We start from the raw sequence: 24,563 nt of genomic DNA on the forward strand, positions 1-24,563 counted from the left end.
CGTGCGTGGTCAATCGACCCGAAGGTTGCGTTGCTTGATGATCTGCCCGTACCGGGCGCGCTCCTGCGCGGCGAGCCGGGCCAGTTCGTCGGGCGTCGATCCGTGCGGCACGGCGCCCTGCGATTCCAGCTTTTCCTTCACGTCCGGCAGGTCCGCCACCTGGCGGATCGCCAGCGACAGCTTATCCACCACCGCCTTCGGGGTGCCGGCCGGCGCCATCACCGCCGTCCACGAGCCCGTCTGGGCATTATGGACGCCGGCCTCCTCCAGCGTGGGCACGTCCGGCATCACCGGCGATCGCGCCGGTCCGGTCACCGCGAGCGCGCGCAGCTTGCCGGCGCTGACGTAGGGAATGGTTTCGAGCACGGACGCGAAAAGCATATCCACCCGCCCCGCCATCAGATCCGTCATGGCGGGTCCGCCGCCCTTGTACGGCACGTGCGTCAATTCCACTCCGGTGGCCTGCTGGAAGATTTCCCCCGCAAGATGCGGCGCGCCGCCGGTGCCCGAACTGGCGAAGGTGCGCGTGCCCGGCTGGGATTTGGCCAGCGCCACCAGATCGGCGACCGACTTCGCGGGCAGCGAGGGCGGCACCACCAGTGCGAATGGCAGATCGGTAAACAGCGAAACGGGCGCGAAGGCGGTGGCGGGATCGCTGTGCAGCTTGTACAGCCAGGGGTTGATGGCAAGCATGCCGGAATTGGCGAACAGCAGGGTGTACCCGTCCGGGGTAGCGCGCGCGACGAGATCCGCGGCGATCTGGCCGCCGGCGCCGGGGCGGTTGTCCACCACGACGGATGCGTTCATCTGCTTGCTCAATGCCGCGGCGAGCAGCCGCGCCGAGATATCCGTGCCGCCCCCAGGCGAAAACGGCACGATCAGACTGATGGGCCGGGCCGGGTAATCGTCGGCGGCGCGCGCCGCCGGCAACATGGCGGCCATGGCGAAAACGGCCGCGATCATGCGTACGCGCAGGCGCGCGCCGGACTGTGTCTTCATTGTTCTGTCTCCTCACCGTTTGGCGCCCGGCGCGGCGTCGCCGCACGCACACCGGACGCGATGAGTATATGGACGATTTCCCACCATTGTCCGATCGAGCTATAAATAGCAACGATCCATACAAGGCTTGTATCGATGGAACTACGCCAGCTGGAGTGCTTCGTCGCCGTTGCGGAAGAGCTGCATTTCGGGCGCGCCGCGGCCCGCCTGTGCATGACGCAGCCGCCCCTGAGCCGCCAGATCCGCTTGCTCGAACAGGGCCTGGGCGTAACCTTGCTGGAGCGCAGCAGCCGGGTCGTCGCCCTGACGGCGGCGGGCCGCAGTTTCCTGCGCGATGCGCGCCATCTGCTGGCGTATTCGGCGCGCGCGGCGTCCAGCGCGCGCCGCGCGTCCGGGGGCGAGGCCGGCCACATCGTGCTGGGATTCACCGCCGTGGCGGCCTATCGCTTGATGCCCGATTGGGTGATGAAGGCGCGCCGCGTATTGCCGGACGTCGATATCGAACTGCGCGAACGCGTTTCGACGGATCTGGGGCGATTGCTGGTGGCCGGTGAACTGGATGCGATGCTCGCCCGCCAATTGCCGCGGCACGAAGGTCTGGCCTATCGGCTCATCGCGCGCGAGCCGCTGGTGCTGGCCGTGCCCAGGAAGTCGCCCTTGCTGGCCTATCCGGCCGTGCCGCTGCGGGCGCTGCACCGCGAACCCTTCGTGGCCTATGCGCCCAGCGAGGGCAAGTATTTCCACGAGCGCATCGCCGGCGCGCTGGGCCTGGCGGGCGTAACGCCGGACATCGTGCAGCACGCCAGCCAGACCCATACCTTGCTGGGGCTGGTGCGGGCGGGGCTGGGGGTGGGGATCGTGCCGGACTCGGCGCGCGAGCTGCGCATGGAGGGCGTGTCCTTTCTGCCCTTGGCGCAGAAGAACCTGACGGCCGAGATCTACCTGGCGTGGCGGTCGCGGCACGACAATCCCGCGCTCGATGCGTTCATCGAACGCGTCGTGGAGCCTTCTCTGAAACGCCGCCAGCGTTTGTGAGGCTGGCGGCGCCAACGCGGCGCGGACCGCGCCGCCGCCGGATGGCGTCAGCGGCGCTTGCCGAAGAAGGGAAACTCAGACGCCGTCGCCGTCGCGGAAGCGGCGGAACAGCGTGGCGGCCATGGGGCCCGAGATGTTGTGCCAGACGCTGAAGATGGCGCTGGGCACGGCGGCCAGGGGCGAGAAGTGCGCAGTGGCCAGCGCCACGCCCAGGCCCGAATTCTGCATGCCCACCTCGATCGAGATGGCCTTGCGCTTGGACACGCTCATGCCGCAGGCCTTGGCCAGCAGATAGCCGATCAGCAGTCCCAGCCCGTTGTGCAGCACCACGACGGCGAAGATCAGCAGGCCGCTGGTCGCGATGCGCGCCTGGTTACCGGCGACCACGGCGGCGACGATGGCGACGATGGCCGTCACCGACACCAGCGGCAGCACGGCCACGCCCACGCGCGCCTTGTCCTTCAGCAGATACTGGGCCGCCACGCCGAGCGCGATGGGCAGCACCACCACCTGAATGATGGACCAGAACATCGCCGATGCGCTGACGTCCAGCCATTGGCTGGCGAGCAGATAAATCAGCGCCGGCGTGATGATCGGGGCCAGCAGCGTCGTCACGGAAGTCACCGTGACCGACAGCGCGACGTCGCCGCGCGCCAGGAAGGTCATGACGTTGGACGCCGTGCCGCCGGGGCAGCATCCCACCAGGATCACGCCTACCGCCACTTCCGGCGGCAGGGACAAGCCTTTGGCGAGCACCCAGGCCAGACCCGGCATGATGATGAACTGCCCCAGCACGCCGATGACAACGTCGCGCGGACGGCGCGTCACTTCCTGGAAGTCCGCCTTGGACAAGGTCAGCCCCATGCCAAACATGACGATCCCCAGCAGCGGGACGATGTACGGGCCGATACCCTTGAAGGTATCCGGATAGAAGAACGCGAGCGCCGCGAAAAGCAGCACCCAGATGGCGAAGGTATTGCCGACGAATCGGCTGAAACGGGCAAGGGACTGCACGGCCGGGGCTCCAGGGGTGGGCGAAAAAAGCCGGTAGTTTACGGCACGCCCTGCGCGACGGGCGTCCGCCCGGTATGGCGTGGCCCGGCGCCGGCCCGTATGGCGCGACGGTCGCGTTGCCTTTCGCGGGTGCGCACGCTCAGGCGCCGCCCGCATTGCCGGGCGGATCGGTCAGCATGATGAAGACTTGTCCATACTGCGTAACCCGCAAATAGGGGTCCATTGACGCATATCGCGCAACGGACGGGTGGGTATCACGCGTCGAAACACAGCCGTTGACGGGGCGATGGCCCGGCACGGCGGCGTTAAGATTCCAGCTTTGCGGCTCGCCTGCGCTGCCGCTCCCGCCGAAGGATTTTCATGCCCTACGCAGACCTCGCGTCATCCCGCATCTATTACGTCATCGACGGCCCACGGGAAGCCCCGGTACTGATGCTGTCCAACTCCCTGGGCACCTGCGCCGACATGTGGGCGCCCCAGGTGCCGGTGTTCACCCGGCGTTTCCGGGTGCTGCGCTACGACACGCGCGGCCATGGCCGCTCCGCAACGCCGGCGGGCGAATATCCCTTCAGCGCCCTGATCGACGACGTCGTCGGGCTGCTTGACCATCTGGGCATCGAAAAGGTGCATTTCTGCGGTCTGTCCATGGGCGGTCCCACCGGCATGGGGCTGGCGCTGGCGCAGCCGCAACGGGTGGGCAAACTGGTGCTGTGCAATACCGCGGCGCGCATCGGCAGCGTCGAAAGCTGGCAGACCCGCATGGAGGCGGTGCGCCAGCACGGCATGCATGGCATGGCCGGCGCCATTTTCGAACGCTGGCTGACGCCGGACTTTCGCGCGTCGCAGCCGGCGCTGACGCAGGTGCTGCTGGACATGCTGCGCCGCGCGGATGATGAAGGCTACCGCCTGGCGTGCGCGGCCTTGCGCGACCTGGATCTGCGCAGCCGCGTCGCACGGATTGCCGCCCCTGCCCTCGTCATCGCGGGAACGCACGACGCGGCCGCCACGCCTGAGCAAGGCCGCGAACTGGCCGCCGCCATCCCGGGCGCGCAATACCGCGAGCTGAACGCTTCGCACATTTCCAATTGGGAATGCCCGGACGCATTCGCGGATCTCGTCATGGGGTTTCTTGCGTCATGACCCGCGCCCGTCCCGCTTCGCCAGCCTGCGAGATCCTGCCCATCACGCCCTCGCACATCGAGGGCTACCGCCGCGCGCTGGACGAAGTGGCGCGCGAACGGCGCCATTTGAGCTTCCTGAAGGCGCCGCCGCTGGAACAGACCCGCGCGTTCGTCATGCACAACATCGCCCGGCGCCACCCGCACTTCGTCGCCGTGGCCGATCGTGAAGTGGTCGGCTGGTGCGACATCGTCCCGCTGTCGCAACCGGGCTTCACCCATACGGGCGTGCTCGGCATGGGCGTGCGGCCGGACCAGCGCGGCCGCGGCGTGGGCAAGGCCCTGATGGCCGCCGCGCTTGACGCGGCCGACGCCATCGGGCTGCGCCGCATCGAACTCGAGGTCTACGCCAGCAACCGCCCCGCCCGCGCCCTGTACCGGTCGTTCGGATTCGTGGAAGAAGGCATCAAGCGCAAGGGGCGCTATCTGGACGGCGCATACGAAGACGTCGTCATGATGGCCCTGCTAAGGGATTGAACCAGCCGGCGGGTCGGTTCAGCCCGCGGCTGGGGCAGGCCCCGTCGATTCCCGCACCACCAGCGTGGCGTCCACCTCGTGGTGCAGGGGCGGGGATGCGCCGGCCAGGGTGCGGACCAGGTATTCGCCGGCGCGCGTCCACACTTCGTCGGTGGGCAGGTGCATCGTCGTCAGGCTGGGCCGCAAATGACGGCTCCACTCCAGGTCGTCGAAGCCCATCACCGACAGATCCCGCGGCAATTGCAGGCCCTGCCGCTCCGCCTCCAGCAGCACGCCATACGCCAGCACGTCGTTGCCGCAGATCACCGCGGTCGGATGGGGGCGCCGGCCGAACAGGGCGCGCGCCGCCTGGCGCGCATCGTCCAGCTTGTAGGGCACCTCTATATACCACTGCGGCGGCAATTCCAGCCCGCCCGCCTGCAGCGCCGCGCGTATGCCGCGCACGCGCGCCGATGCGCGGTCGTTGTGCCGTCCGATGGCGGCCACGACGCCGATATGGCGGTGGCCCAGACCAATCAGGAATTCGCAGGCGCGCCGCGCAGCCGTTTCGTTGTCGGCGCCCACAGACGCGTAGGGCTTGTCGGGGTGATACACCCCCACGTTGACGAAGGGAATGCGCTGCGCGGCGAGCAGGCGGCGCAGCCCGGGCGTATGCACGTCGCCGCGCAGGATCAATCCGTCGATGCCGCGGCTGATCATGTTCTGCGCCTGGGTGTATTCGACCTCGGGGTCGTAGCCGCTGGTGGCGAGCAGCAGCAAATATCCCTGCGCCGATAGATAGTGCTGCAGGGCCTCGATGCCCCGCGCGAACATGGCGTTATCGACGGTTGGAATGATGGCGCCGATCGTGCGGGTGCGGCGCGAAGAAAGCGCGCGCGCCGCGGCATCCGGGATATAGCCCAGTTCCTCGATGGCGGCGTCGATGCGAGCGCGCAATTCGGCACTGACGCTCGCCGGGTTGTTCAGCGCGCGGGAAATGGACGCCGTGGACACGCCCGCGAGGCGCGCCACCTCTCTGATCCCCACCGCTCGGCTGGTTCTCATGTAACGGTTTTCATAAAGCGGCACGGCTGGAATCCGCCGCGTTCGAACTTTACCAGAACCGCGCGCCGGTGGAGAGTCGTAAGAGTCAGTAAGAAGCGGCCGCGACAGGTCCAACCCGTATTGACATCTTGGCAGCGCGCCGCCCATACTCCTGAAAACGGTTACATTATAGAGGCGCCAACCGGACCGAGCCGCGCTCGGCCGCCATGGCCCCGAACAAGGAGACAGGCATGCACACCACGATCCGCGCCACGGCCGCCGGCATCGCGCTGGGTACCGCGCTCATTGCCGCCAACGCCGCTGCCCAGGGCTTCGACTGGCGCAAACATCAGGGCGAGCAAATCACCTTCCTGGCGAACAACAATCCCGTCGCCAATGCCCTGATCAAGCACAAGGACGACTTCGAAAAACTCACCGGCATCAAGCTGAAGGTGGACGCATACCAGGAGCAGCAGATGCGCCAGCGCCTGGTCACCAGCATGAACGCCCGCAGCGGCGAAGTGGACGTCTTCATGTCGCTGCCTTCGCGCGAGGGCCTGCAGTTCGCCCGCGCCGGCTGGTATGCGGACCTGACGCCTTACGTGCAGGGCGCCGCGGCGCCGGACTACAACTTCAAGGATTTCAGCCCCGGCCTGGTGAAGGACGCCACGGTGGACGGCAAGGTGCTCGGCGTGCCGCTGAATCTGGAGGGGCCGGTGCTGTACTACCGCACCGACGTGTTCAAGAGGTGCGGCGTGTCGCTGCCTGGCGATCTGAAAAACCTGCCGGACGTGGCGGCGCGCCTGAAGTCCTGCGAACCCGAGCTGACGCCTTTCGTCTCGCGCGGACAGAAGCCCGCCCTGCCCTTCACCTACAGCGTGTTCCTGCACAACATGGGCGCGCAGTACATGAAGGACGGCAAATCGACGCTGTGCTCGCCGCAGGGGCTGGCCGCGATGCGCCTTTACGCCGGACTGCTGAAGGATTACGGGCCGCCGGGCGTCGTGAACTACAGCTTCTACCAGATCTCATCGCTGTACAAGGCGGGGCGCGCCGTGATGGCCTTTGAATCGTCGAACGAGCTCAGCACGCTGATGCAAGGCGGCGCGCGCGAAAGCGACACCGGCGTCGCGGTGCTGCCCGGCGGGGCCGGCGGATCGCATCCGACCATGATCGGCTGGACGATGGCGATTTCCGCCTACAGCAAGAACAAGGACGCGGCCTGGTATTTCCTGCAGTGGGCCAGCAGCCCAGCCATGCAGAAACAACTGGCGCTGCAAGGCATCGCGCCGCCCCGGGTATCCGCCTTCCAGGATGCGGACTTCAAGGCCTGGGCCGCGCAGAAGCCCGTGCGCGAGCAATGGGTCGCCGCGCTGGACCAGATCAGCAGGACGGGAACGGCCGAGGTCGGCTATCCCATCGTCGCCAATCCCGCGTCGCGCGAGTTCGTCGGACAGGCGGTCAACGAGGTCATGCTGGGCAGCAAACCCGCAGAGCAGGCTTGCGCCGAAGCGGAAAAATCGCTCGATGCGCTGATCGCCAAGGAATAGCAATGTTCGAATTCGCAGCGGGGCACCGCGTCCTGATCGTCGGGGGCGCGGGCGATATCGGCTCGGCCATGGCGGCGGCTTTCCTGGCGCAGGGGTGCGAGGTCATCGCCACGGGCGTGGACGAAGCGGCCGTGGCGGCCTGCCGGCTGCCGGCGGCGCCGGCGCTGACCCTGGCGGCGCTGGACGTCACGGACGACGCCGCGGTGGCCGCCTTCGCCGGCGGGCTCGACCGGCTCGACACCCTGGTGAACTGCGCGGGCATTCTGGCGCGCGGCAGGGAGTTCGAACTGGCCACCTTCCAGCGCGTGATCGACGTCAACCTGACCGGCGCCTTCCGCATGTGCGCCGCCTGCCAGCCGCTGCTGGCCGCGAGCACCCGCTGCCCCAGCATCATCAATACCGCATCGATGAACGCCTACATGGCCCTGCCCTTCATCCCCGCCTATTGCGCCAGCAAGGGGGGCGTGGTGATGCTCACGAAGTCGCTGGCGCTGGCCTGGGCCGAGTCCGGCATACGCGTGAACGCCGTGGCGCCCGGCTATGTCGAGACGTCGCTGAACGCGGCCGGCCGCCGCGATCCCGCGCACTACGCGCGCATCCGCGACCGCATCCCGCAGGGCCGCTGGGCGCAGCCCGACGACATCGCCGGCGGCGCGCTGTTCCTGGCTTCGGCCGCGGCGCGGTACATCACCGGCACCGTGCGGCCCATCGACGGCGGCTTCCTGGCGGGCTAGGCCGCCGACGCTGCAAGGAGCTTCACATGAGCCGATCCCTCGGAACCGCCGGCAATGTACCGGGCAAGAAGCCGTGGCGCGCCCGCCATGCAAGCGCCGCGCCGGCTGCCGCGAACCGGTCCATCGGCATCGCCGGCAAGCTGGCGGCCCTGTCCGCGCCGGCGCTGTGCTTCACGATTCTGCTGATCGCATTTCCCTTCGCATACACGCTGTGGCTCAGCCTGAACGAATTCAGCCTGGGCGGGGACATGCGTTTCAACGAAGGGCTCAACTATGTGCACATGGTGCGGGATCCGGAGTTCTGGCACGGGTTGAAGATCACCATCGTCCTGTATCTGCTGTCGCTCGCGCTGCAGCTGGTGCTGGGCACGTATATGGCCATGCTGCTGCATGGGTCGCGCCGCCTCTCCGGCGTGATGCGCACGCTCTTGATCTCGCCGTTCGTCCTGCCGCCGGTCGTCGTGGGGATGATGTTCGTCGTGGTGCTCGATCCCGCCATCGGCGTGGCGAACTGGCTGCTGCGGCATGCCGGCCTGCCGCCATCGGAATGGCTGGCATCGCCGGGCTGGGTCATCCCCACCGTCGCCCTGCTCGATACCTGGCAATGGACGCCCTATGTGGCGCTGATCGTGCTCGGCGGCCTGCAGGCGCTGCCGCCCAACGTCTACGAGGCGGCGCAGATCGACGGCGCCTCGCGTCCGCGCATCTTCTTCCGCATCACGCTGCCGCTGCTGATGCCGACCCTGGTGACGGCGGCCATCCTGCGCAGCGTCGACCTGCTGCGCTTCTTCGACATCATCTACATCACCACGCAAGGCGGGCCGGGCAACGCGTCGAACACCCTGAACATCTACGGTTTCCGCAAGGGCTTCGAGTTCTTCGAGATGGGCTATGCCAGCGCGCTGATGGTCACGCTATCGACCATCGTGCTCATGGCCGTCATCGTCATGGTCCGCGCGCGGCAACGCGTGTCGTGGTAGCGCCCTCAACCGATTGGAGCAAAGGCATGGACAACCGCATGCTGCGCTGGCTGAACAACGCGCAATTGGCGCTGGTCGCGCTGATCATCCTGGCGCCCGTGGCGTGGATGGTCGCCGCGTCGTTCAAGGGGCCGGCCGACGTCATCGCCTACCCGCCGGCGTTCTGGTTCACGCCCACGCTGGACAACTATCGGCAGTTGTTCGAGACCACGCCGTTCGCCCACTACACCTGGAACAGCGTGGTGGTGACGACAGGATCCACGCTGATCGGGATCGTGCTCGGCGTGCCGGCGGCGTTCGCCTCGTCCTGGACCCGCATCACCTGGCCGGCCACCGTCACGCTGATGGCGCGCATGGCGCCCGGCACGCTGTTCCTGCTGCCTTGGTACGTGATGTTCCGCCATTTCGACCTGATCGGCTCCTATACCGCGCTGGTCCTGACCCACGCGGTAATCACCATGCCCATCGTCATCTGGGTGCTGCTGCCTTTCTTCGACGCCATCCCGCGCAGCGTCCTGGAAAGCGCACAGGTGGACGGCTGCGGGGTGCTTCGCATCCTGTGGCGCATCGCGCTGCCGCTGGTCATGCCGGGCCTGATCGTGGCGGCCATCCTGGCTTTCGTGTTTTCCTGGAACTACTTCCTGTTCGCGCTGGTGCTGTCGGATGGCGACACCAAGACGCTGATTGCCGCCTCGTTCAACTTCATCGGGGAAGGCTCGACCAACTGGGGCGGCTTGATGGCCGCCGCCACGCTGATCGCGCTGCCTCCGCTGCTGCTCGCCTTCGCCGTGCAGCGCCGCCTGGTGGGCGGCCTGGCGCTGGGCGCCGTCAAGGGATGACAAAGGAGCCGTTCATGAAAGCTGCCGTATTCCATGGGGACCGGCGGATCACCATCGCCGATGTCGCGCCGCCCGTTGCCAGGCCCGGCGAGGCGCTGCTGCGGGTCAGGCGCACCGCCCTGTGCGGGTCGGACACCAAGCTGTGGATCAAGGGCGCGTCCTTCACGCCGGGTCACGAAATCTTCGGCGTGGTCCAGCAGCCGGGCCACCCCTTGGACGGCCGCCGCTGCCTGGTCTACATCCCCGTGCACTGCGGCCATTGCGACAGCTGCCTGCGCGGCGACACGCAGATGTGCCTGAACGAATCCGTGCTGGTCGGCTGGAACCGGCCTGGCGGCTATGCGGAATACCTGGCCGTGCCGGACCGCTGCCTGCTGCCGGTACCCGACGACATCGAGGACGACCTGGCGCCGCTGCTGCTGGACACCATCGGCACGGCGGCGCACGGCATCCGTTTCGTGCAGCCGCTTGCGCCGCCGGCGGAAGCCGGGCCGGTGCTGGTGACAGGCGCGGGTCCGGTGGGCATGGGCGCGCTCATCGCCCTGCAGAACATGGGCTACCGCCAGGTGTACGTCTCCGACCCCAAGGAAGAACGCCTGCGCCTGGCGGAATCCTTCGGCGCGCTGCGCCGCCCCATGGGCGACGAAAGCATGCGCTTCAAGCTGATCGTTGAATGCAGCGGCGCGCATGCGGCGCGCAGCCGCGGCATGGAAATCGTCCTGCCGCGCGGCGTGCTGATCCTGATCGGCGAAAACGACAACCCCTGGCCGGTGCAGGAAAACAAGGCCATCCGCCGCAAGGACTTCTACATGGTCCGCACCTTCTATTTCCCGGTCTCGGACTTCCCGCTGAACGTCGAGCTGCTGCGCAAGGAAAAAGCGCGCTATCGGCAACTGGTCGATGCGCAATTCGGCATCGAGCGGCTGCCCGACATGTTCGGCCGCTTCGTGGCCGGGGAACTGGTCAAACCTTTGCTTTCCTTCGCGTGAGGCGTCATGGCATCCATCCGACTCCACCGCCTGATGAAAACCTACGGCGGCAACACGGTGATCCCGGCGCTGGACCTGGAAGTCCGCGACCGCGAGTTCATGGTCTTCGTCGGCCCGTCCGGCTGCGGCAAGTCCACGCTGCTGCGGATCATCGCCGGCCTGGAGACCGTCGATGACGGCGATATCTACATCGGCGAACGCCGCGTCAACGATGTGACGCCAGCCCAGCGGGACATCAGCATGGTGTTCCAGGACTATGCCCTTTACCCGCACATGACCGTGCGGCAGAACATGGCGTTCAGCCTGGAAATGCGCGGACTGGGACGCGAGGAAATCGCCCGCCGCGTGCAGCGCGCCGCGGCCATGCTGCGCATCGAGGAATACCTGGACCGCAAACCGCGCGCGCTGTCGGGCGGGCAGCGCCAGCGCGTGGCGATGGGACGCGCCATGGTGCGCGACCCGAAGGTGTTTCTGTTCGACGAGCCGCTGTCCAATCTGGACGCGAAACTGCGCGGCGAAGTCCGCACCGAGATCAAGGCCCTGGCGCAGACGCTGCAGACCACCATGATCTTCGTGACCCACGACCAGGTGGAGGCCATGACCATGGCCGACCGCATCGTGGTCCTGAAAGGCGGGGTCATCCAGCAGGTGGGCGCGCCCGAGCACGTCTACGCCAACCCGGTCAACCAGTTCGTGGCCAGCTTCATCGGCTCGCCCACGATGAACTTCTTCCAGGTGACGGTGGACGCGGACGGCATCGCCCTGCGCGACGGCTCGCGCATCCCCCTGCCCGCGGATCTGCTGGCTGCGCTGCACGCGCAGAACGTGCGGCAGGCGGTGCTAGGCCTGCGGCCGGAGCATCTGCGCATCGCGCCCGAAGGCGGCGGCGCCTTGCGTGCGCAGGCCTGCGTGGTCGAGCCGCTGGGCGCCGATACGCTGGTGCACTTCGACGGCTGCGACGGCCGCCACGTCGTGCGCGTCGATCCGCGCATGCGGGTTCGTCCCGGCGATACGCTGGAACTGGATTTTCCTGCGGACTGCGCGCACTTTTTCCATGGCGAGGACGGGCGCAACGTGCGCCGGGTCGAGGCGGTGCAATGACTGCCATTCCCATGCCTGCCGACTTCCCGGCCACCGAACCGCCGGCGCTCGTGTGCCTGGGCTTGTCCGCCTTCGACATGACCTGGGTGGTGGAAAAGCTGGCCCCCGGCGGGAAGGCCCGTGCCCATTCTCATCACGAGGGCGGCGGCGGCATGGCGGCCACCGCCGCGGTCGCGGCCGCCCGGCTGGGCGCCCGCACACAATTCTGGGGCCGCGCCGGCGACGACATGGCGGGCCGCGCGATGCGTGACGAACTGGCGTCGCAGGGCGTGGACGTCACGCATTTCCGTCTGTTCGGCCAGGCCCGGTCCTCGGTGTCCGGAATCGTGGTCGACGCGCAAGGCGAACGCACCATCGTCAATTTCCGAGGAGAAGGCCTCCCCGACGATCCCTCGTGGCTGCCGCTGGGCGGCGTCCCGGCTTGCGACGCCGTCCTGGCCGACCCGCGCTGGCCGGAAGGCGCCGCGGCCCTCTTCACGCAGGCCCGCGCGCACGGCGTGCCCACGGTGCTGGACGGTGACGTCGCCGATTCCTGGATCTTCGACGTGCTGCTGCCGCTCACCGATTTCGCGGTGTTTTCCGAGCCGGGATTGGCCGGCTATGCGCATAGCCCCGATCCGGCCGGCACCGCCCGCGGCGCCCCGGACGGCGACGCCGCCATCGCGGCCGCGCTCGCGCACGCCCGCGGGCGCGGCTGCCGCGTGGCGGCCGTGACGCTGGGCGATCGGGGCGTGGCCTGGGACGCGGGCGCCGGCATGCGGCGCCTGCCCGCCTTCTCCGTGCGCGCGGTCGACACGACGGGCGCCGGCGACGTATTCCATGGCGCGCTCGCCTTTGCGCTGGGCCTGCGATGGTCCATCGAAGACGCCTTCCGATTTTCCGCGGCGGTCGCCGCATGCAAATGCCTGCACCCCGGAGGCAGGGCCGGCACGCCGGACCTGGCGACGGCCTGGGCTTTCCTACATCGATCCAAGGAGTAACTCATGCCTGCCGAATTGCGCCTGGGCAAGACCTGGGGCCTGCGCCGCATGGCGACGCGCGAAGGCCACTTCGCCATGGTCGCGCTGGACCAGCGTCCGCCCATCATCAACCTGATCGCGGCCAAGCGCGGCATCGCTCCCGGCGACGTGGCCTACGCCGACGTGGTCGCCGTCAAGCGCATGCTCGTCGATGCCCTGGGCCCGCATGCCAGCGCCATGCTGTTCGACCCGAATTATGCGTTCCCGGCGGCGCTTGCCCGTCTGCCCGCGCGGACGGGCCTCGTCGTCACGCTGGAAGACCATCGGTTCGAGGAAACCCCCGGGGGGCGGCTGTCGCATTCGATCCGCGACTGGACGGTGGAAAAGATCAAGCGCGCAGGCGGCGACGGCGTCAAGGTGCTGGCGTGGTATCGCCCCGACGCCGCGCCCGATGTGCGGGCGCACCAGCAACGCTATGTCGAAGCCATCGGCAGGGAATGCAGGAAGTGGGATATCCCGCTGGTGCTGGAGCTGCTGGTCTACCCCTTCCCGAAGTCCGCGGCCCACACCGCCGATTACGTGGAGTCGCCGGAAAAGCTTCCAGAACTGGTGATCGAAAGCGTGCGCGAGTTCGCCGCCCCCCGCTATGGGGTCGATCTGTTCAAGCTGGAAAGCCCTCTGCCGGGGGCCACCCTGCCCGCGCGCGACGGCGGCAGCGCCCATCTGGCCGCGCAGGCATGGTTCGATCGCATGGGCCAGGTCTGCGCGCAGGCCGGCATCCCATGGGTCATGCTGTCCGCCGGCGTCACCGCCACGCAGTTCCTGCGCGTCATGGAATATGCCTATGCAGCGGGGGGCAACGGTTTCCTGGCGGGCCGCGCCATTTGGGGAGAAGCCCTGCAGGCGTTTCCGAACCTGGACCTGTGCGGGCGGCTGCTCAAGGACCAGGGGCAGGCGGTCCTGGCGGGGCTGGGGGCCTTGAGCGCCGAACGCGGACGGCCCTGGATGCCCGACTATGCCGCACTGGGGGAGTTCAACGCCGAAGGAGAATTCTGCGCCGCCTACGCATGACCCCGGACTGGGCCATGCCCACGGCGGCCCGGAAGGGCAACGCGCTGTGAACCGCGGCGCAGCCCGCATCGCCATCCCGCGCCCCAAACAAGTGCAGGCTGCACGCTGCCAGGCACCCGGATGGCGCACGGCCCCGCGCGCTAGCCGGCCCTCTCGGACGTTCAAACATGGCATGCATATTGCATAACCTGTGATGTCGGGCCGCCCCGACACCACCGTGTGCAATTCCGGCAAAGGCGCCCCGACCCCTGCGGTCGCGGGCGCCTTTGCGTTTTCGCAAACTGGAACCGCCAACGTGAGAACCATGAACGCAGCCCCCGCCGCCGGCACTCCGCGGACACTGATCGTGATCGGCAACGGCATGGTCGGCCATCATTTCGTCGAACGGCTCGTTGCCCTGGGCGCGCTCGACCGCTATCGCATCCATGTCTACGGCGACGAGCCCCGCCGCGCCTACGATCGCGTCCACCTGTCCGACTATCTGAACGGGCGTGACGCGGAATCCATGTCGCTTTGCGACGCGGAGTTCTACGATCGTCCCGGCCTGACGCTGCACCTTGGCGTGCGCGTGCAGGAGATCGACCGCCGCAGCCGCCAGATCGTCACCGGACATGGCCGCCTGGACTACGACACGCTGGTGCTGGCCACCGGCTCGTTTCCCTTCGTGCCCCCGGTGGCGGGCGCGGAGGGCGATGCCGGACTGGTCTACCGGACGCTGGAGGACCTGGACCGGATCCGCTCCGCCGCCGCGGGCGCGCGGCGCGGCGTGGTCGTGGGCGGCGGCCTGCTTGGGCTGGAAGCCGCCAACTCGCTGAAGTCGCTGGGACTGGAGGTCCATGTGGTGGAGTTCGCGCCGCGGCTGATGCCGGTGCAGCTGGACGACTTTGGGGGTGCGGCCCTGCGCGCGCGCATCGAGGCGCTGGGCGCCACCGTCCATCTGTCGCGCTCCACCCAGGCCATCAAACCGGGTCTGCGCCACCGCTACAGCATGCGATTCGCCGAAGGCGAGCCGCTGGAAACCGATCTGGTCGTGTTCTCCGCCGGCATCCGTCCACGCGACGGCCTGGCGCGCAGCGCCGGACTGGCGGTGGGCGAACGCGGCGGCGTCGTCATCGACGACCACTGCCGCACCAGCGACGCGCACATCTACGCCATCGGCGAATGCGCGCTGTGGAACGGCGCTGTCTTCGGCCTGGTCGCGCCCGGCTATCAGATGGCGCGCACGGCCGCGTCGGAGATAGCCGGCGCCGGCGATCTGCCTTTCACCGGCGCGGATATGTCGACCAAGCTCAAGCTGCTGGGCGTGGACGTGGGCTCCATCGGCGACGCGCACGGCAAGACGCCCGGCGCCGTGAGCTATCGCTACATCGACGAAGCCTCCGCCAGCTACCGGCGCCTGGTGGTGTCGGGCGACGGCAAGCGCGTGCTCGGCGCGGTCCTGGTGGGCGACAACGCCTATTACGACCCACTGCTGCAATACGTCCAGAACGGCATCGCGCCGCCCGCGGACCCTGCCAGCCTCATCCTGCCCGCCGGCCAGCCGGCGCCGGCGCTGGGGCCGGACGCCCTGCCGGCCGCCGCCACGCTGTGTTCCTGCCACAACGTCACCAAAGGCGCGGTATGCGAAGCCATCGACGGCGGCTGCACCGACCTGGCGGCCATCAAATCGCGCACCAAGGCCAGCACCGGCTGCGGCGGCTGCGCCGCGCTGCTGAAGCAGGTCTTCGAACATGAACTGGCCGCGCGTGGCGTGGCCGTGGACAAGCGCCTGTGCGAACACTTCGCCCACACGCGCCAGGAGCTGTACGGCATCGTGCGCGTGGAAGGCATCGAAACCTTCGAGGATTTGCTGGCGCGCCACGGCAGCGGGAAGGTCGGCTGCGATGTCTGCAAGCCCGTCGCCGCGTCCATCCTTGCCTCGTGCTGGAACCGGCCCATCCAGGACCCCAGCCTGGTCCCGCTGCAGGACACCAACGACACCTTCATGGCGAACATGCAGAAGAACGGCACGTACTCGGTCGTGCCGCGCATTCCAGGCGGCGAGATCACACCGGAAAAGCTCATCGCCATCGGCAACGTCGCGCGGAAATACCAGCTCTACACCAAGATCACCGGCGGTCAGCGCATCGATCTGTTCGGCGCGCAGCTGCACCAGTTGCCGGAGATCTGGGAAGCCCTGATAGCCGCCGGCTTCGAAACCGGCCATGCCTACGGCAAGGCCACGCGCACGGTGAAATCCTGCGTGGGCAGCACATGGTGCCGCTACGGCGTGCAGGACAGCGTCAAGATGGCCCTGGACATCGAGAACCGCTACAAGGGCCTGCGCGCGCCCCATAAGCTGAAGTTCGCCGTATCTGGCTGCACCCGCGAATGCGCCGAGGCGCAAAGCAAGGACGTGGGCGTCATCGCAACCGAGAAAGGCTGGAACCTGTACGTGTGCGGCAACGGCGGCATGCGGCCGCGCCACGCCGAGCTCTTCGCCACCGACCTGGACGACGAATCGCTGATCCGCATCATCGACCGCTTCCTGATGTTCTACATCCGTACGGCCGACAAACTGCAGCGCACCTCGGTCTGGCGCGACTCGCTGGAGGGCGGTTTGGACTACCTGAAGGCGGTCATCATCGACGATAGCCTGGGGCTGGCCGCGGAACTGGAGGCGCAGATGCAGGCCGTGGTCGATCGCTACGAATGCGAATGGGCCAACGCGCTCAAGGATCCCGAGAAGCTCAAGCGCTTCCGCACCTTCGTCAACGATCGCGCCGGCGACCCCGACATCCGCTTCGTCCAGGAACGCGGCCAGCCGCGCCCCGCCCGGCTCGAAGAGATTCCGGTCGTCGCGGCCATGGAGGACACCGTCTGATGGATGCGTCCTTGAACCTCGCCTTGAATGCGGCGGCCATGCCAATCATGGACGTCGATGCGCCTGCCGCCGCGGGCCTGTCGCGCGAAGCGAAGACGCGGGACGGCCGCCCCGGGGCCTGGCGCCATGTATGCCGACGCTGGGATCTGGTCGCCAATTCCGGCGTCGTCGCCCTGGTGGACGGCATGCAGATCGCGCTGTTCTATCTGCCTGACCCGGAGTGCACGGCGATTTACGCCATCGATAACCGCGACCCGCGATCCGGCGCCAATGTCGTCGGCCGCGGCATCGTCGGCCACCTGGGCGGCGAACTGGTCGTGGCCGCCCCGCTGTACAAGCAGCACTTCCGCCTGCGGGATGGCCAGTGCCTGGAAGATCCGGACCAGCGGCTGCGAACGTGGCCCGCCCGCCTGAACGGCGACTCGGTCGAAATTCAAGTCGATGGCGCCGTCGGCGCCGCCCGCCGCGTCGCGATATGACAGCCATCATGCCGCCGCCGCTGCGCTTTCTGCTGGCCGCGCGCCGCAGCGAACTGCACGGGCTGGAGGCCCTGGCCCGAACGTGCGACCTGGTGATCCGCATTGGCCGGCTCGTCCACGCCCTGCAGAAGGAACGCGGCGCCTCCAACCTTTATCTTTCCGGCGGCGACGCCGGTCTGCTCCCCATGCTGGCCGCGCTGCGCGCCGATGCGCAGGACATCGAACACGAAGCCCGCGAATTCCTGGGCCGGCTGGAGCCCGACGCCAGCCGCGCCACCGACAACGCGCGCCTGCTCAACGGCATCGCCTATGCGCTGTACCGCCTGGATGAACTGCCGGGCTTGCGCGCCCGCATCCGCCAGCGCCACATCGACGCCGAGGACGCGAGCCAGCGGTTCACGGCGCTGATCGCCAGCCTGCTCGCCATCGTGTTCGAAGCGGCGGACTCATCGCTCGACCCCGGCATTACCCGCACCCTGGTCGCGCTGCTGAACTTCATGCAGGGCAAGGAACTGAGCGGCCAGGAACGCGCCTACGGCGTCATGGGCTACACGGCCGGGTATTTCAGCGATGCGCGCAAATCCCGCATGCGCGAGTTCGCCGACAGCCAGGCGCGCTGCTTTGCCGTCTTCGAACAATACGCGCCGCCGGCCCTGATGGACGCCTGGCGGGAGCTGCGCCGGACCCATGACGATGAACTCGGCCGCATGCGCGGCATGGTCGCAAGGACCTCGGAAAGCCAGCCGCTGGACCCATCGCTCGCCACGCTCTGGTTCGACCTGTGCACCGCCCGCATCGACGCCATGCACGGCGTGGAGACGCGACTGGCCCAGGCCCTGGCAAGCCAATGCGGAGCCCGCATCGCCGAAATGCGCGATGAACTGCGGCACCACGGCCGGCTGCTGGACGTTTTCGCGGGCCGGGACGCGGATCGGCCCGATACGCCGCCGGCCATGCTGTTCAACGTGCAGGGACGGATTCTTGGCGCCCCGCCGCCGGACGGCGTCGGCAGCGATATGGAGCGTTCCCTGCTGGACATGCTGCAGGAACAGACACTGCGCATGCAGCGCGCCAACGACGCCTTGAGTGAAATGCGCGGCCTGCTCGACGAACGCCGCCGCATCGAGAAGGCCAAATGGGTCCTTGCAGGCCATTACCGCCTGAGCGAACAGGACGCCCATGAGCGCCTGCAGAAAATGGCCATGGACAATCGATTGCCGCTGACCGAGGTGGCGCGGCAGGTGCTGGCCGAGCTTGGCAAAGACGCCCAGGACGCGGCCGCCTGAACCGAGGGGGCGAATCGTACGGCGCGGCCCTCGCGACAGCGCAAGGACCCGAAGAATCCCGTTCCATACGCCGCGCATCCGCGCCAGCGGGTCTGCGAATCGCCGGCGGCGATTTGGCACAGCCGTGCCGGGAACGTCCTTCAACGCGCAGGCGGCGTCTCGTCGCCGACAACGAACAACCGATGCAGCCGGCTCTCATACACCGGCCGGGCGCCGGGCGGCAGCTTCGGCCGGATCTCGTCTTCCCGGCCCTTTGCCACCGCCAGAAAGACCCGGCGGCCATCGTGCGGAATCACCGTCTCGACGTCTTCCACTTCCACTTCGCCCGCAGTCCCGCGTGAATAGAACTGCGCCGAAAATGGCAGACGCCGGACGAAATACAGCCTTTCCCCCGGGCGCATCATGGAATGCGCCTGCGCCACCAGTTCTTTTTCCGTCTTGAAGCGCTGCGGACTCGTCATGCCCGCGATGCCGGCGGCCGCAAAGGCCAGCGGAACCACCGCCAGGCACACCGCCAGCGCCTTACGGATCCGCGGCCCCGGCGTTCCCGGCATTGCCGCGCCCAGCCACACAGCCAGCGGTGGCAGCGCGGGCAAAGGGTAGGTCCAGATGATGTTGCCGGAAAAGGTGAAGAACAGCGGCGTGACCAGCGTCCAGCTCAGCAGAAAACTCCAGCGTGCGTCGTTGCCAATACGGACCAGGTCCGCACGCCATGCGCCGCGCACGCGCCACCGCCATGCCAGAGCGGCCAACGCCGCCACACCCCAGGGCAGCGTCGCCAGCAGCCAGTCCAGCCAGATGCTGCCCCGCGCCCGGCGGTGGGCGTTGCCGTACAGGTCTCCCCCCCACCCGGCATCGATGAACCGGTAGAAATGTTCGCCCAGAATGAAATAACGCAGGAACCCCGGGGTCTTCATTTCCGCCGCGATGTACCAGGGCAGCACCAGCACCGCCACCAGGATCGAGCCCCATACCCATGGCAACCGCGGCATCCGTACGCCGCGCAGCCCAGGCGACACTCGCGCCCACAGCGCCCACGGCACGATCGACCCCGCCACCAGCACCACGGCCAGCGGCCCCTTGGCCAGCAGGCCCACCGCCAGCCCGAGGAAAAAACCGTACCGCCACTTCCATGAGGGCGCCGCCATCGACATGTAGAACGCGGTCATGCTCCAGGCCACGCCAAGCGCCAGATACGGATCGGTCAGCACCGCGCCGGCCGCCGCCGCGGGCAAAAGCATCGTGGCGAACACCAGCACCGCCCACCGGGCCGCCCCGGACGACGCCATCCGGCGCCCCAGGACGAAACACAGCCACAGCATGCCCGCCATGGCCGGCATGGAAGACAGGCGGATCGCCAACTCCGACAGGCCGAACGCCCGGATGAACAAGGCCTGTATCCAGAATGCCAAAGGCGGCTTGCCCCAGAAAGGCAGCTCCGGCGTGAACCAGGGCGTAATCCAGTCGCCGGAGGCCGCCATCATCCGCGCGATCTCGGCATAGCGGGGTTCCGAAGTATCCACGAACGGCATCGTCGCCATGGCGAACAGCCGGGCAGCCGCAATGGCGGCCAGTGCATAGACGAAAAAACGCCGGGCGGAAAGCATCGGAGCAGCGATCCTGCAGGGCCTGAGAGCGCCCTACTATCGCATGGAATCGGACCAATTTACCGGTCGGCGAATCGGACGGACGGCGGCGGAACGGGAAACTTCCCGCCCGCACATAGGGCGGCATCCGTTCTGTACGGATGGGTTTCAACCAGCCATTTATAGGAATTGACGCTATGCAACTGCCTTCATCCACCAATGCGCCGGCCGCAGCTGTATCCACCGCGCTTTACGATGGCGCGGGAGCGGCGGCCGATCCGGCCCGGGAGAGCCGGATCGACGCCAAGATCGCCCAGTACTACAGCGACCTGGTGAACAACGTACCGGCCTACCTGGATCTGCAGATGCGCGCCATCATGGGCACCCCGCTGGAACGGGACGTCCATGCCCAGGTCGAGACGCTCATCCATGCGATGAAGTTCATCCAGCAACGGGAAGAAGCGGAATCGGCGGCCGCGGATGAAGAACGGCTGAACCGATTCCTGGATCAGCTCTCGCGATACGGACAGCCGGGGGCGCTGTCGGAAGCCGAAGCCCACTTCGTCTACACGAAGCCCTTCAAACACTTCCTGGAACGCAGCGTGGCAGCGATCGACATGGCGCGTCCCGAGGACCGCGAGCAGGCTCAGTTGGCGCTGCACCGGATCTGCACCCTGCTCGGATCGCCCTCGGAATTCGTGAAACTGATGTACGCGAAAACGACAATCGACCGGTATTGCGAACTGTTTGAGGCCGCGCTTTCACGGGAGCCGAGCGTGGGGACGGGATACCGCGGTTGATAGTGAAGTGAAGTGAGCGGGGCGATGCGCCCCGCTTGGGGAGCGGCGGCGCGGTGTCCGGTATGTCCCGCGGCCGGCCGCCAGCACGGCAAGCCGGATACGCGGGCATACATCATCTAATCCCATTCCAGGTAATCGGCCTCTTCGGCATCGAGTACGTCGCGGGCCATCAGACGTTTCAAGGCCAGATTGGCTTCAGTCAGTTCCTGCCACGTTGGGCATTGCCGCAGCATGGACAGGAGCACGCCTTCCCTTATTTCGCCCAGGTGGCCGGAGGAAGCTTCCGGGATCGCCAACGCCTCGGCAGCGGCCTTGATCCCTTCGTCCAGCACGGCAACGTAGTGGTAAACGCGCTTGAGCTGACCGGCATCGGCGCGGGGGCGTGTTTCTTCGCCGTCTACGGGAGGAGGCAGCCATTCAGGCTCATGATCGATCATGCCGTCCCATCGTGCCGCGATGGCGCCATCCACGTCCGACATAGCCACCAGCATGGCGCGGCATGCATTGCCCAGCTCATGATCCGGTGTGACGCCGTCAGTGGCGGATCCCGCCTTCATGGCCCACGCTGCACGGGCGTTCGATAAGGACGATTCCAAAGGGCCGCCGTACAACCTCAGAAGCTGATTGATGCGGCTGGCGAACCGTACGACGATCTGGTCTTCCAACGCGGCGCGCCAGCCGCCCAGCGCCGATGGCATCGATTCAAGCTGCCTCATCGCCCGATACAGATTGCCTATCGTGTCGTCGGGGCAGTCCTGCAGCAGGAGGGATATCGCGTCCTGGCTGGGAAGGCCTGTTCCCACGGAGCTTGTGGCCGCATACAGACGGCTCCATTGGCTTTCAGCCAGCCTTATGCGCTGGATGTTCTCCTCGGGCGACACGTATGGGGCCGCGCGCACCTGCCGTCCCAGCGATTCGAGCCGGGCAACGGGCCCGTCTTTCGCGAAAGCCGACGAACTGACGTGTTTGTTGGCACGTCGCGACCGGCCGCTCAAATGCGCCACGACGATATGCGCCAGGTGCTTCAGCTTTTTGAATATCCGTTGCCCGACATGTACGGTGGCCCGCGGCTTGCCCGGGCTGGCGCTGAATACGAGCGTATTGCCTTTGACACATGGAAGCGTTGGGTCGCCAGCGTAGACCGGGCCACAACCGATGGGCGCGAGTGACATGTTTACCTCTGCAGGTCGTAGTTGGAATCAGAGGCGGCATGCTAGGCAACGAGGGCGGTACAGTCTGTCGGTAAAAATGAATCAGCGTAGGGGTGATTTCCGAGGACGAAAATTTCGCGGAAAAGCGGACGTTTCCTCGGCGTGCAGGCTTGTGGTGACAACCGGCAGCGGGACGTCCCCTGGAATCTCCCGCGTCCAGGCAGTCCACCTATCAATGCACCATGAGCAAAGGGCTTACAGATCATCATCTGTAAGCCCTTTATGTTATTGGTCGGGGCGGCGGGATTCGAACTCGCGACCCTCTGCTCCCAAAGCAGATGCGCTACCAGGCTGCGCTACGCCCCGATGGGACCTTCTCAGCCGGCGAGCCGCCGACTGGAAAACCCTACCGTCAAGCCGATGAACGCGGAAACGCCCATCTGAATGGGCCTCCGGAAAGACCCATCCTGACGAAGCCCACGATTGTACCCGATCCGTCCCGCGATACGGCCGGCGAACCGCTGGGCGCGGCCGCGGCGGCCATAACTGCGATATCAGCCAAACCGCCCGGTGATGTAGTCTTCCGTTTCCTTACGCTTCGGCTTCACGAAGATCTGGTCGGTCTCGCCGAATTCCATCAGTTCGCCCAGATACATGTACGCCGTGTAGTCCGAGCAACGCGCCGCCTGCTGCATGTTGTGGGTCACGATGACAACGGTGTACTCGTTCTTCAGCTCGGCGATCAGCTCCTCGATCTTCGCGGTGGAGATCGGATCCAGCGCCGAGCAGGGTTCGTCCAGCAGCAGCACTTCCGGCTTGATCGCCACGCCGCGGGCGATGCACAGGCGCTGCTGCTGACCGCCGGACAGGCTGTTGCCGCTTTGATGGATCTTGTCCTTGACCTCGTTCCACAGGGCGGCTTTGGTCAACGCCCATTCCACGCGCTCGTCCATCTCGCCCTTGCTCAGGCGCTCGAACAGACGCACGCCGAAGGCGATGTTGTCGTAGATGCTCATGGGAAACGGCGTGGGCTTCTGGAACACCATGCCGACCTTGGCGCGGATCAACGAAATATCGGTCTTGGTGGTCAGCAGATTCTCGCCGTCCAGCAGAATTTCGCCTTCGGCGCGCTGGCCGGGATACAGCTCGAACATGCGATTGAAGGTGCGCAGCAAGGTCGACTTGCCGCAACCCGACGGTCCGATGAAGGCGGTGACCTTCTTCTCGCGGATCGACATGTTGACGTTGCGGATCGCGTGGAACTTGCCGTAGTAGAAGTTCAGATTCTTGACCTCGATCTTCGAGGTCGGTGCGGGTTTTTCCATATCGTTTCCCTGGTGCCGCGCCCTCCGGCGCCGACAATCAAATCGTTTCGGTCCTGTCAATCACAAGCAATACCGCCCCCCACCGCAAGTAGCAGCACCAACCAGGGCGCCGCGGATCCGGCTCCGCCGGTCCGCAGGCGCGCCCCCTCGAGGGGGAAGCGCGCCAGCGCTTCGGGGGTGGACCTTTCCCTGGAAGCGCGCCAGCGCTCCGGGGGTGGGCCTTTCCCTGGAAGCGCGCCAGCGCTCCGGGGTGGGCACTACCTCTTGAACATGTTCCGCGCCAGAATATTGATCCCCAACACCACCAGTGTGATCAGCCCCGCCCCCGCCCAGGCCAGGTTGTTCCATTCCTTGAACGGGCTGGCGGCGTATTGATAAATCACCACGGGCAGGTTGGACATCGGCGCGTTCATATTCCACGACATGAACTGGTTGGACAGCGCGGTGAACAGCAGCGGCGCGGTCTCGCCGGAAATACGGGCGATGGCCAGCAGGATGCCCGTCATGATCCCGGAACGCGCCGCGCGGTAGCACACCATGGTGATCATGCGCCATTTGGGGCAACCCAGTGCGGCGGTTGCCTCGCGCAGCCCGTTGGGCACCAGCAGCAGCATGTTGTCGGTGGTGCGCACGACCACGGGAATGACCAGGATGGCAAGGGCGAGCGAGCCGGCCCAGCCGGAATAGTGCCCCACCTGCGCGACGTACACGGCATAGATGAACAGGCCGATGATGATCGACGGCGCGGACAGCAGCACGTCGTTCAGGAAGCGCGTCGCGGGCGCCAGCCATCCCGAGCGGCCGTATTCGGACAGGTACGTACCGGCCAGAATGCCGACCGGCGTGCCGATGAGCGTGCCCACCGCGACCATGAGCAGGCTGCCCATGATGGCGTTGATGAGCCCGCCTGCCTGCCCCGGCGGCGGCGTGATCTCCGTGAACAGTGAGAACGTCAGCGCGCCCCCGCTCTTTATCAGGAGCGTGATGATGATCCAAAACAGCCAGAAAAGTCCGAACACCAGTGCGGCCATGGACAAGGTCAGCATGATCTTGTTGACGGCCCGGCGGCGCCGGTAGATTCCGTTCTGCATATTGATGGCGGATACGGCCATGTCGATTTCCCC

General features: G+C 67.0%; 22 protein-coding genes and 1 tRNA gene. 15 read left to right on the forward strand and 8 right to left on the reverse strand.

Annotation, left to right across the window (positions count from 1 at the left end; all coding sequences use genetic code 11):
• Positions 1 to 9: 9 nt before the first annotated feature.
• Positions 10 to 999 carry a Bug family tripartite tricarboxylate transporter substrate binding protein gene (locus CAL13_RS15995; RefSeq protein WP_086072926.1) on the reverse strand — a complete coding sequence of 330 codons (990 nt, stop codon included), beginning with the start codon at positions 997 to 999 and terminating at the stop codon, positions 10 to 12.
• Positions 1,000 to 1,134: 135 nt separating this feature from the next.
• Between CAL13_RS15995 and CAL13_RS16000 the strand changes: the two genes are divergently transcribed.
• Entirely contained in the window at positions 1,135 to 2,034 is a 900-nt protein-coding gene (locus tag CAL13_RS16000; RefSeq protein ID WP_086072927.1) for a LysR family transcriptional regulator, read from the forward strand.
• 75 nt (positions 2,035 to 2,109) lie between these two features.
• Here the strand turns inward: CAL13_RS16000 and CAL13_RS16005 are convergent, their stop codons facing one another.
• Positions 2,110 to 3,048, reverse strand: a complete 939-nt coding sequence (locus CAL13_RS16005; protein ID WP_198297857.1) for a bile acid:sodium symporter family protein — start codon at positions 3,046 to 3,048, stop codon at positions 2,110 to 2,112.
• Positions 3,049 to 3,408: 360 nt separating this feature from the next.
• On the opposite strand from CAL13_RS16005, the gene pcaD reads away from it, so the two are divergent.
• Positions 3,409 to 4,188 (forward strand): 3-oxoadipate enol-lactonase, encoded by a 780-nt coding sequence (pcaD, locus tag CAL13_RS16010; protein WP_086072929.1) that lies wholly within the window; start codon positions 3,409 to 3,411, stop codon positions 4,186 to 4,188.
• A complete protein-coding gene (locus CAL13_RS16015) occupies positions 4,185 to 4,703 on the forward strand; it encodes a GNAT family N-acetyltransferase (protein ID WP_086072930.1) in 519 nt (172 codons plus the stop codon). Before pcaD ends, CAL13_RS16015 begins: the two co-directional genes overlap by 4 nt.
• An 18-nt stretch (positions 4,704 to 4,721) precedes the next feature.
• On the opposite strand, the gene CAL13_RS16020 is transcribed toward CAL13_RS16015, so the two are convergent.
• The gene (locus tag CAL13_RS16020) at positions 4,722 to 5,747 is read right to left on the reverse strand and encodes a LacI family DNA-binding transcriptional regulator (RefSeq protein WP_086058270.1); all 1,026 of its coding nucleotides are present in this window, start codon (positions 5,745 to 5,747) and stop codon (positions 4,722 to 4,724) included.
• 230 nt (positions 5,748 to 5,977) lie between these two features.
• Here CAL13_RS16020 and CAL13_RS16025 point away from each other — a divergent pair, with 230 nt between their 5' ends.
• The 11 genes from CAL13_RS16025 (at position 5,978) to CAL13_RS16075 (ending at position 18,577) form a co-directional block, all read left to right on the forward strand.
• A complete protein-coding gene (locus CAL13_RS16025) occupies positions 5,978 to 7,276 on the forward strand; it encodes an ABC transporter substrate-binding protein (protein ID WP_086072931.1) in 1,299 nt (432 codons plus the stop codon).
• A gap of 2 nt (positions 7,277 to 7,278) precedes the next feature.
• The gene (locus CAL13_RS16030; protein ID WP_086072932.1) at positions 7,279 to 8,010 is read left to right on the forward strand and encodes an SDR family NAD(P)-dependent oxidoreductase; all 732 of its coding nucleotides are present in this window, start codon (positions 7,279 to 7,281) and stop codon (positions 8,008 to 8,010) included.
• A 26-nt stretch (positions 8,011 to 8,036) separates the two neighbouring features.
• Complete coding sequence (locus tag CAL13_RS16035; RefSeq protein WP_086072933.1) at positions 8,037 to 8,990, forward strand: carbohydrate ABC transporter permease; 954 nt, start codon at positions 8,037 to 8,039, stop codon at positions 8,988 to 8,990.
• Between the two features lie 26 nt (positions 8,991 to 9,016).
• Positions 9,017 to 9,829: a carbohydrate ABC transporter permease gene (locus tag CAL13_RS16040; protein WP_086058274.1), complete on the forward strand. Its 813-nt coding sequence runs from the start codon at positions 9,017 to 9,019 to the stop codon at positions 9,827 to 9,829.
• Positions 9,830 to 9,843: 14 nt separating this feature from the next.
• On the forward strand, positions 9,844 to 10,818 hold the full coding sequence (locus tag CAL13_RS16045; protein ID WP_086072934.1) for an alcohol dehydrogenase catalytic domain-containing protein: 975 nt from the start codon (positions 9,844 to 9,846) through the stop codon (positions 10,816 to 10,818).
• Between the two features lie 6 nt (positions 10,819 to 10,824).
• Positions 10,825 to 11,919 (forward strand): ABC transporter ATP-binding protein, encoded by a 1,095-nt coding sequence (locus CAL13_RS16050; protein WP_086058276.1) that lies wholly within the window; start codon positions 10,825 to 10,827, stop codon positions 11,917 to 11,919.
• Complete coding sequence (locus CAL13_RS16055) at positions 11,916 to 12,899, forward strand: PfkB family carbohydrate kinase (RefSeq protein ID WP_086072935.1); 984 nt, start codon at positions 11,916 to 11,918, stop codon at positions 12,897 to 12,899. Before CAL13_RS16050 ends, CAL13_RS16055 begins: the two co-directional genes overlap by 4 nt.
• Positions 12,900 to 12,902: 3 nt before the next feature.
• Entirely contained in the window at positions 12,903 to 13,949 is a 1,047-nt protein-coding gene (locus CAL13_RS16060) for a tagatose 1,6-diphosphate aldolase (protein ID WP_198297858.1), read from the forward strand.
• 304 nt (positions 13,950 to 14,253) lie between these two features.
• Positions 14,254 to 16,812 (forward strand): nitrite reductase large subunit NirB, encoded by a 2,559-nt coding sequence (nirB, locus tag CAL13_RS16065; RefSeq protein ID WP_086073688.1) that lies wholly within the window; start codon positions 14,254 to 14,256, stop codon positions 16,810 to 16,812.
• Positions 16,812 to 17,291 (forward strand): nitrite reductase small subunit NirD, encoded by a 480-nt coding sequence (gene nirD / locus CAL13_RS16070; RefSeq protein ID WP_420042401.1) that lies wholly within the window; start codon positions 16,812 to 16,814, stop codon positions 17,289 to 17,291. The genes nirB and nirD overlap by 1 nt, the downstream gene beginning before the upstream one ends.
• Positions 17,288 to 18,577 (forward strand): nitrate- and nitrite sensing domain-containing protein, encoded by a 1,290-nt coding sequence (locus CAL13_RS16075; protein WP_232467677.1) that lies wholly within the window; start codon positions 17,288 to 17,290, stop codon positions 18,575 to 18,577. Before nirD ends, CAL13_RS16075 begins: the two co-directional genes overlap by 4 nt.
• Positions 18,578 to 18,717: 140 nt before the next feature.
• Here CAL13_RS16075 and CAL13_RS16080 read toward each other — a convergent pair whose 3' ends face one another.
• Entirely contained in the window at positions 18,718 to 20,184 is a 1,467-nt protein-coding gene (locus CAL13_RS16080; protein ID WP_086072936.1) for an ArnT family glycosyltransferase, read from the reverse strand.
• A gap of 176 nt (positions 20,185 to 20,360) precedes the next feature.
• On the opposite strand from CAL13_RS16080, the gene CAL13_RS16085 reads away from it, so the two are divergent.
• Positions 20,361 to 20,963 carry a hypothetical protein gene (locus tag CAL13_RS16085; protein ID WP_086072937.1) on the forward strand — a complete coding sequence of 201 codons (603 nt, stop codon included), beginning with the start codon at positions 20,361 to 20,363 and terminating at the stop codon, positions 20,961 to 20,963.
• Positions 20,964 to 21,079: 116 nt separating this feature from the next.
• On the opposite strand, the gene CAL13_RS16090 is transcribed toward CAL13_RS16085, so the two are convergent.
• From CAL13_RS16090 to pstA, 4 genes are all read right to left on the reverse strand, one after another.
• Positions 21,080 to 22,135 carry a hypothetical protein gene (locus CAL13_RS16090; RefSeq protein WP_086072938.1) on the reverse strand — a complete coding sequence of 352 codons (1,056 nt, stop codon included), beginning with the start codon at positions 22,133 to 22,135 and terminating at the stop codon, positions 21,080 to 21,082.
• Between the two features lie 268 nt (positions 22,136 to 22,403).
• Positions 22,404 to 22,480: transfer RNA gene (locus CAL13_RS16095), tRNA-Pro, on the reverse strand.
• A 188-nt stretch (positions 22,481 to 22,668) separates the two neighbouring features.
• Positions 22,669 to 23,439: a phosphate ABC transporter ATP-binding protein PstB gene (gene pstB / locus CAL13_RS16100; RefSeq protein WP_086072939.1), complete on the reverse strand. Its 771-nt coding sequence runs from the start codon at positions 23,437 to 23,439 to the stop codon at positions 22,669 to 22,671.
• Positions 23,440 to 23,696: 257 nt separating this feature from the next.
• The gene (gene pstA / locus CAL13_RS16105; protein WP_086058285.1) at positions 23,697 to 24,551 is read right to left on the reverse strand and encodes a phosphate ABC transporter permease PstA; all 855 of its coding nucleotides are present in this window, start codon (positions 24,549 to 24,551) and stop codon (positions 23,697 to 23,699) included.
• Positions 24,552 to 24,563 lie beyond the last annotated feature (12 nt).

The organism is Bordetella genomosp. 9 (genome assembly GCF_002119725.1).
GTDB lineage: Bacteria > Pseudomonadota > Gammaproteobacteria > Burkholderiales > Burkholderiaceae_B > Bordetella_C.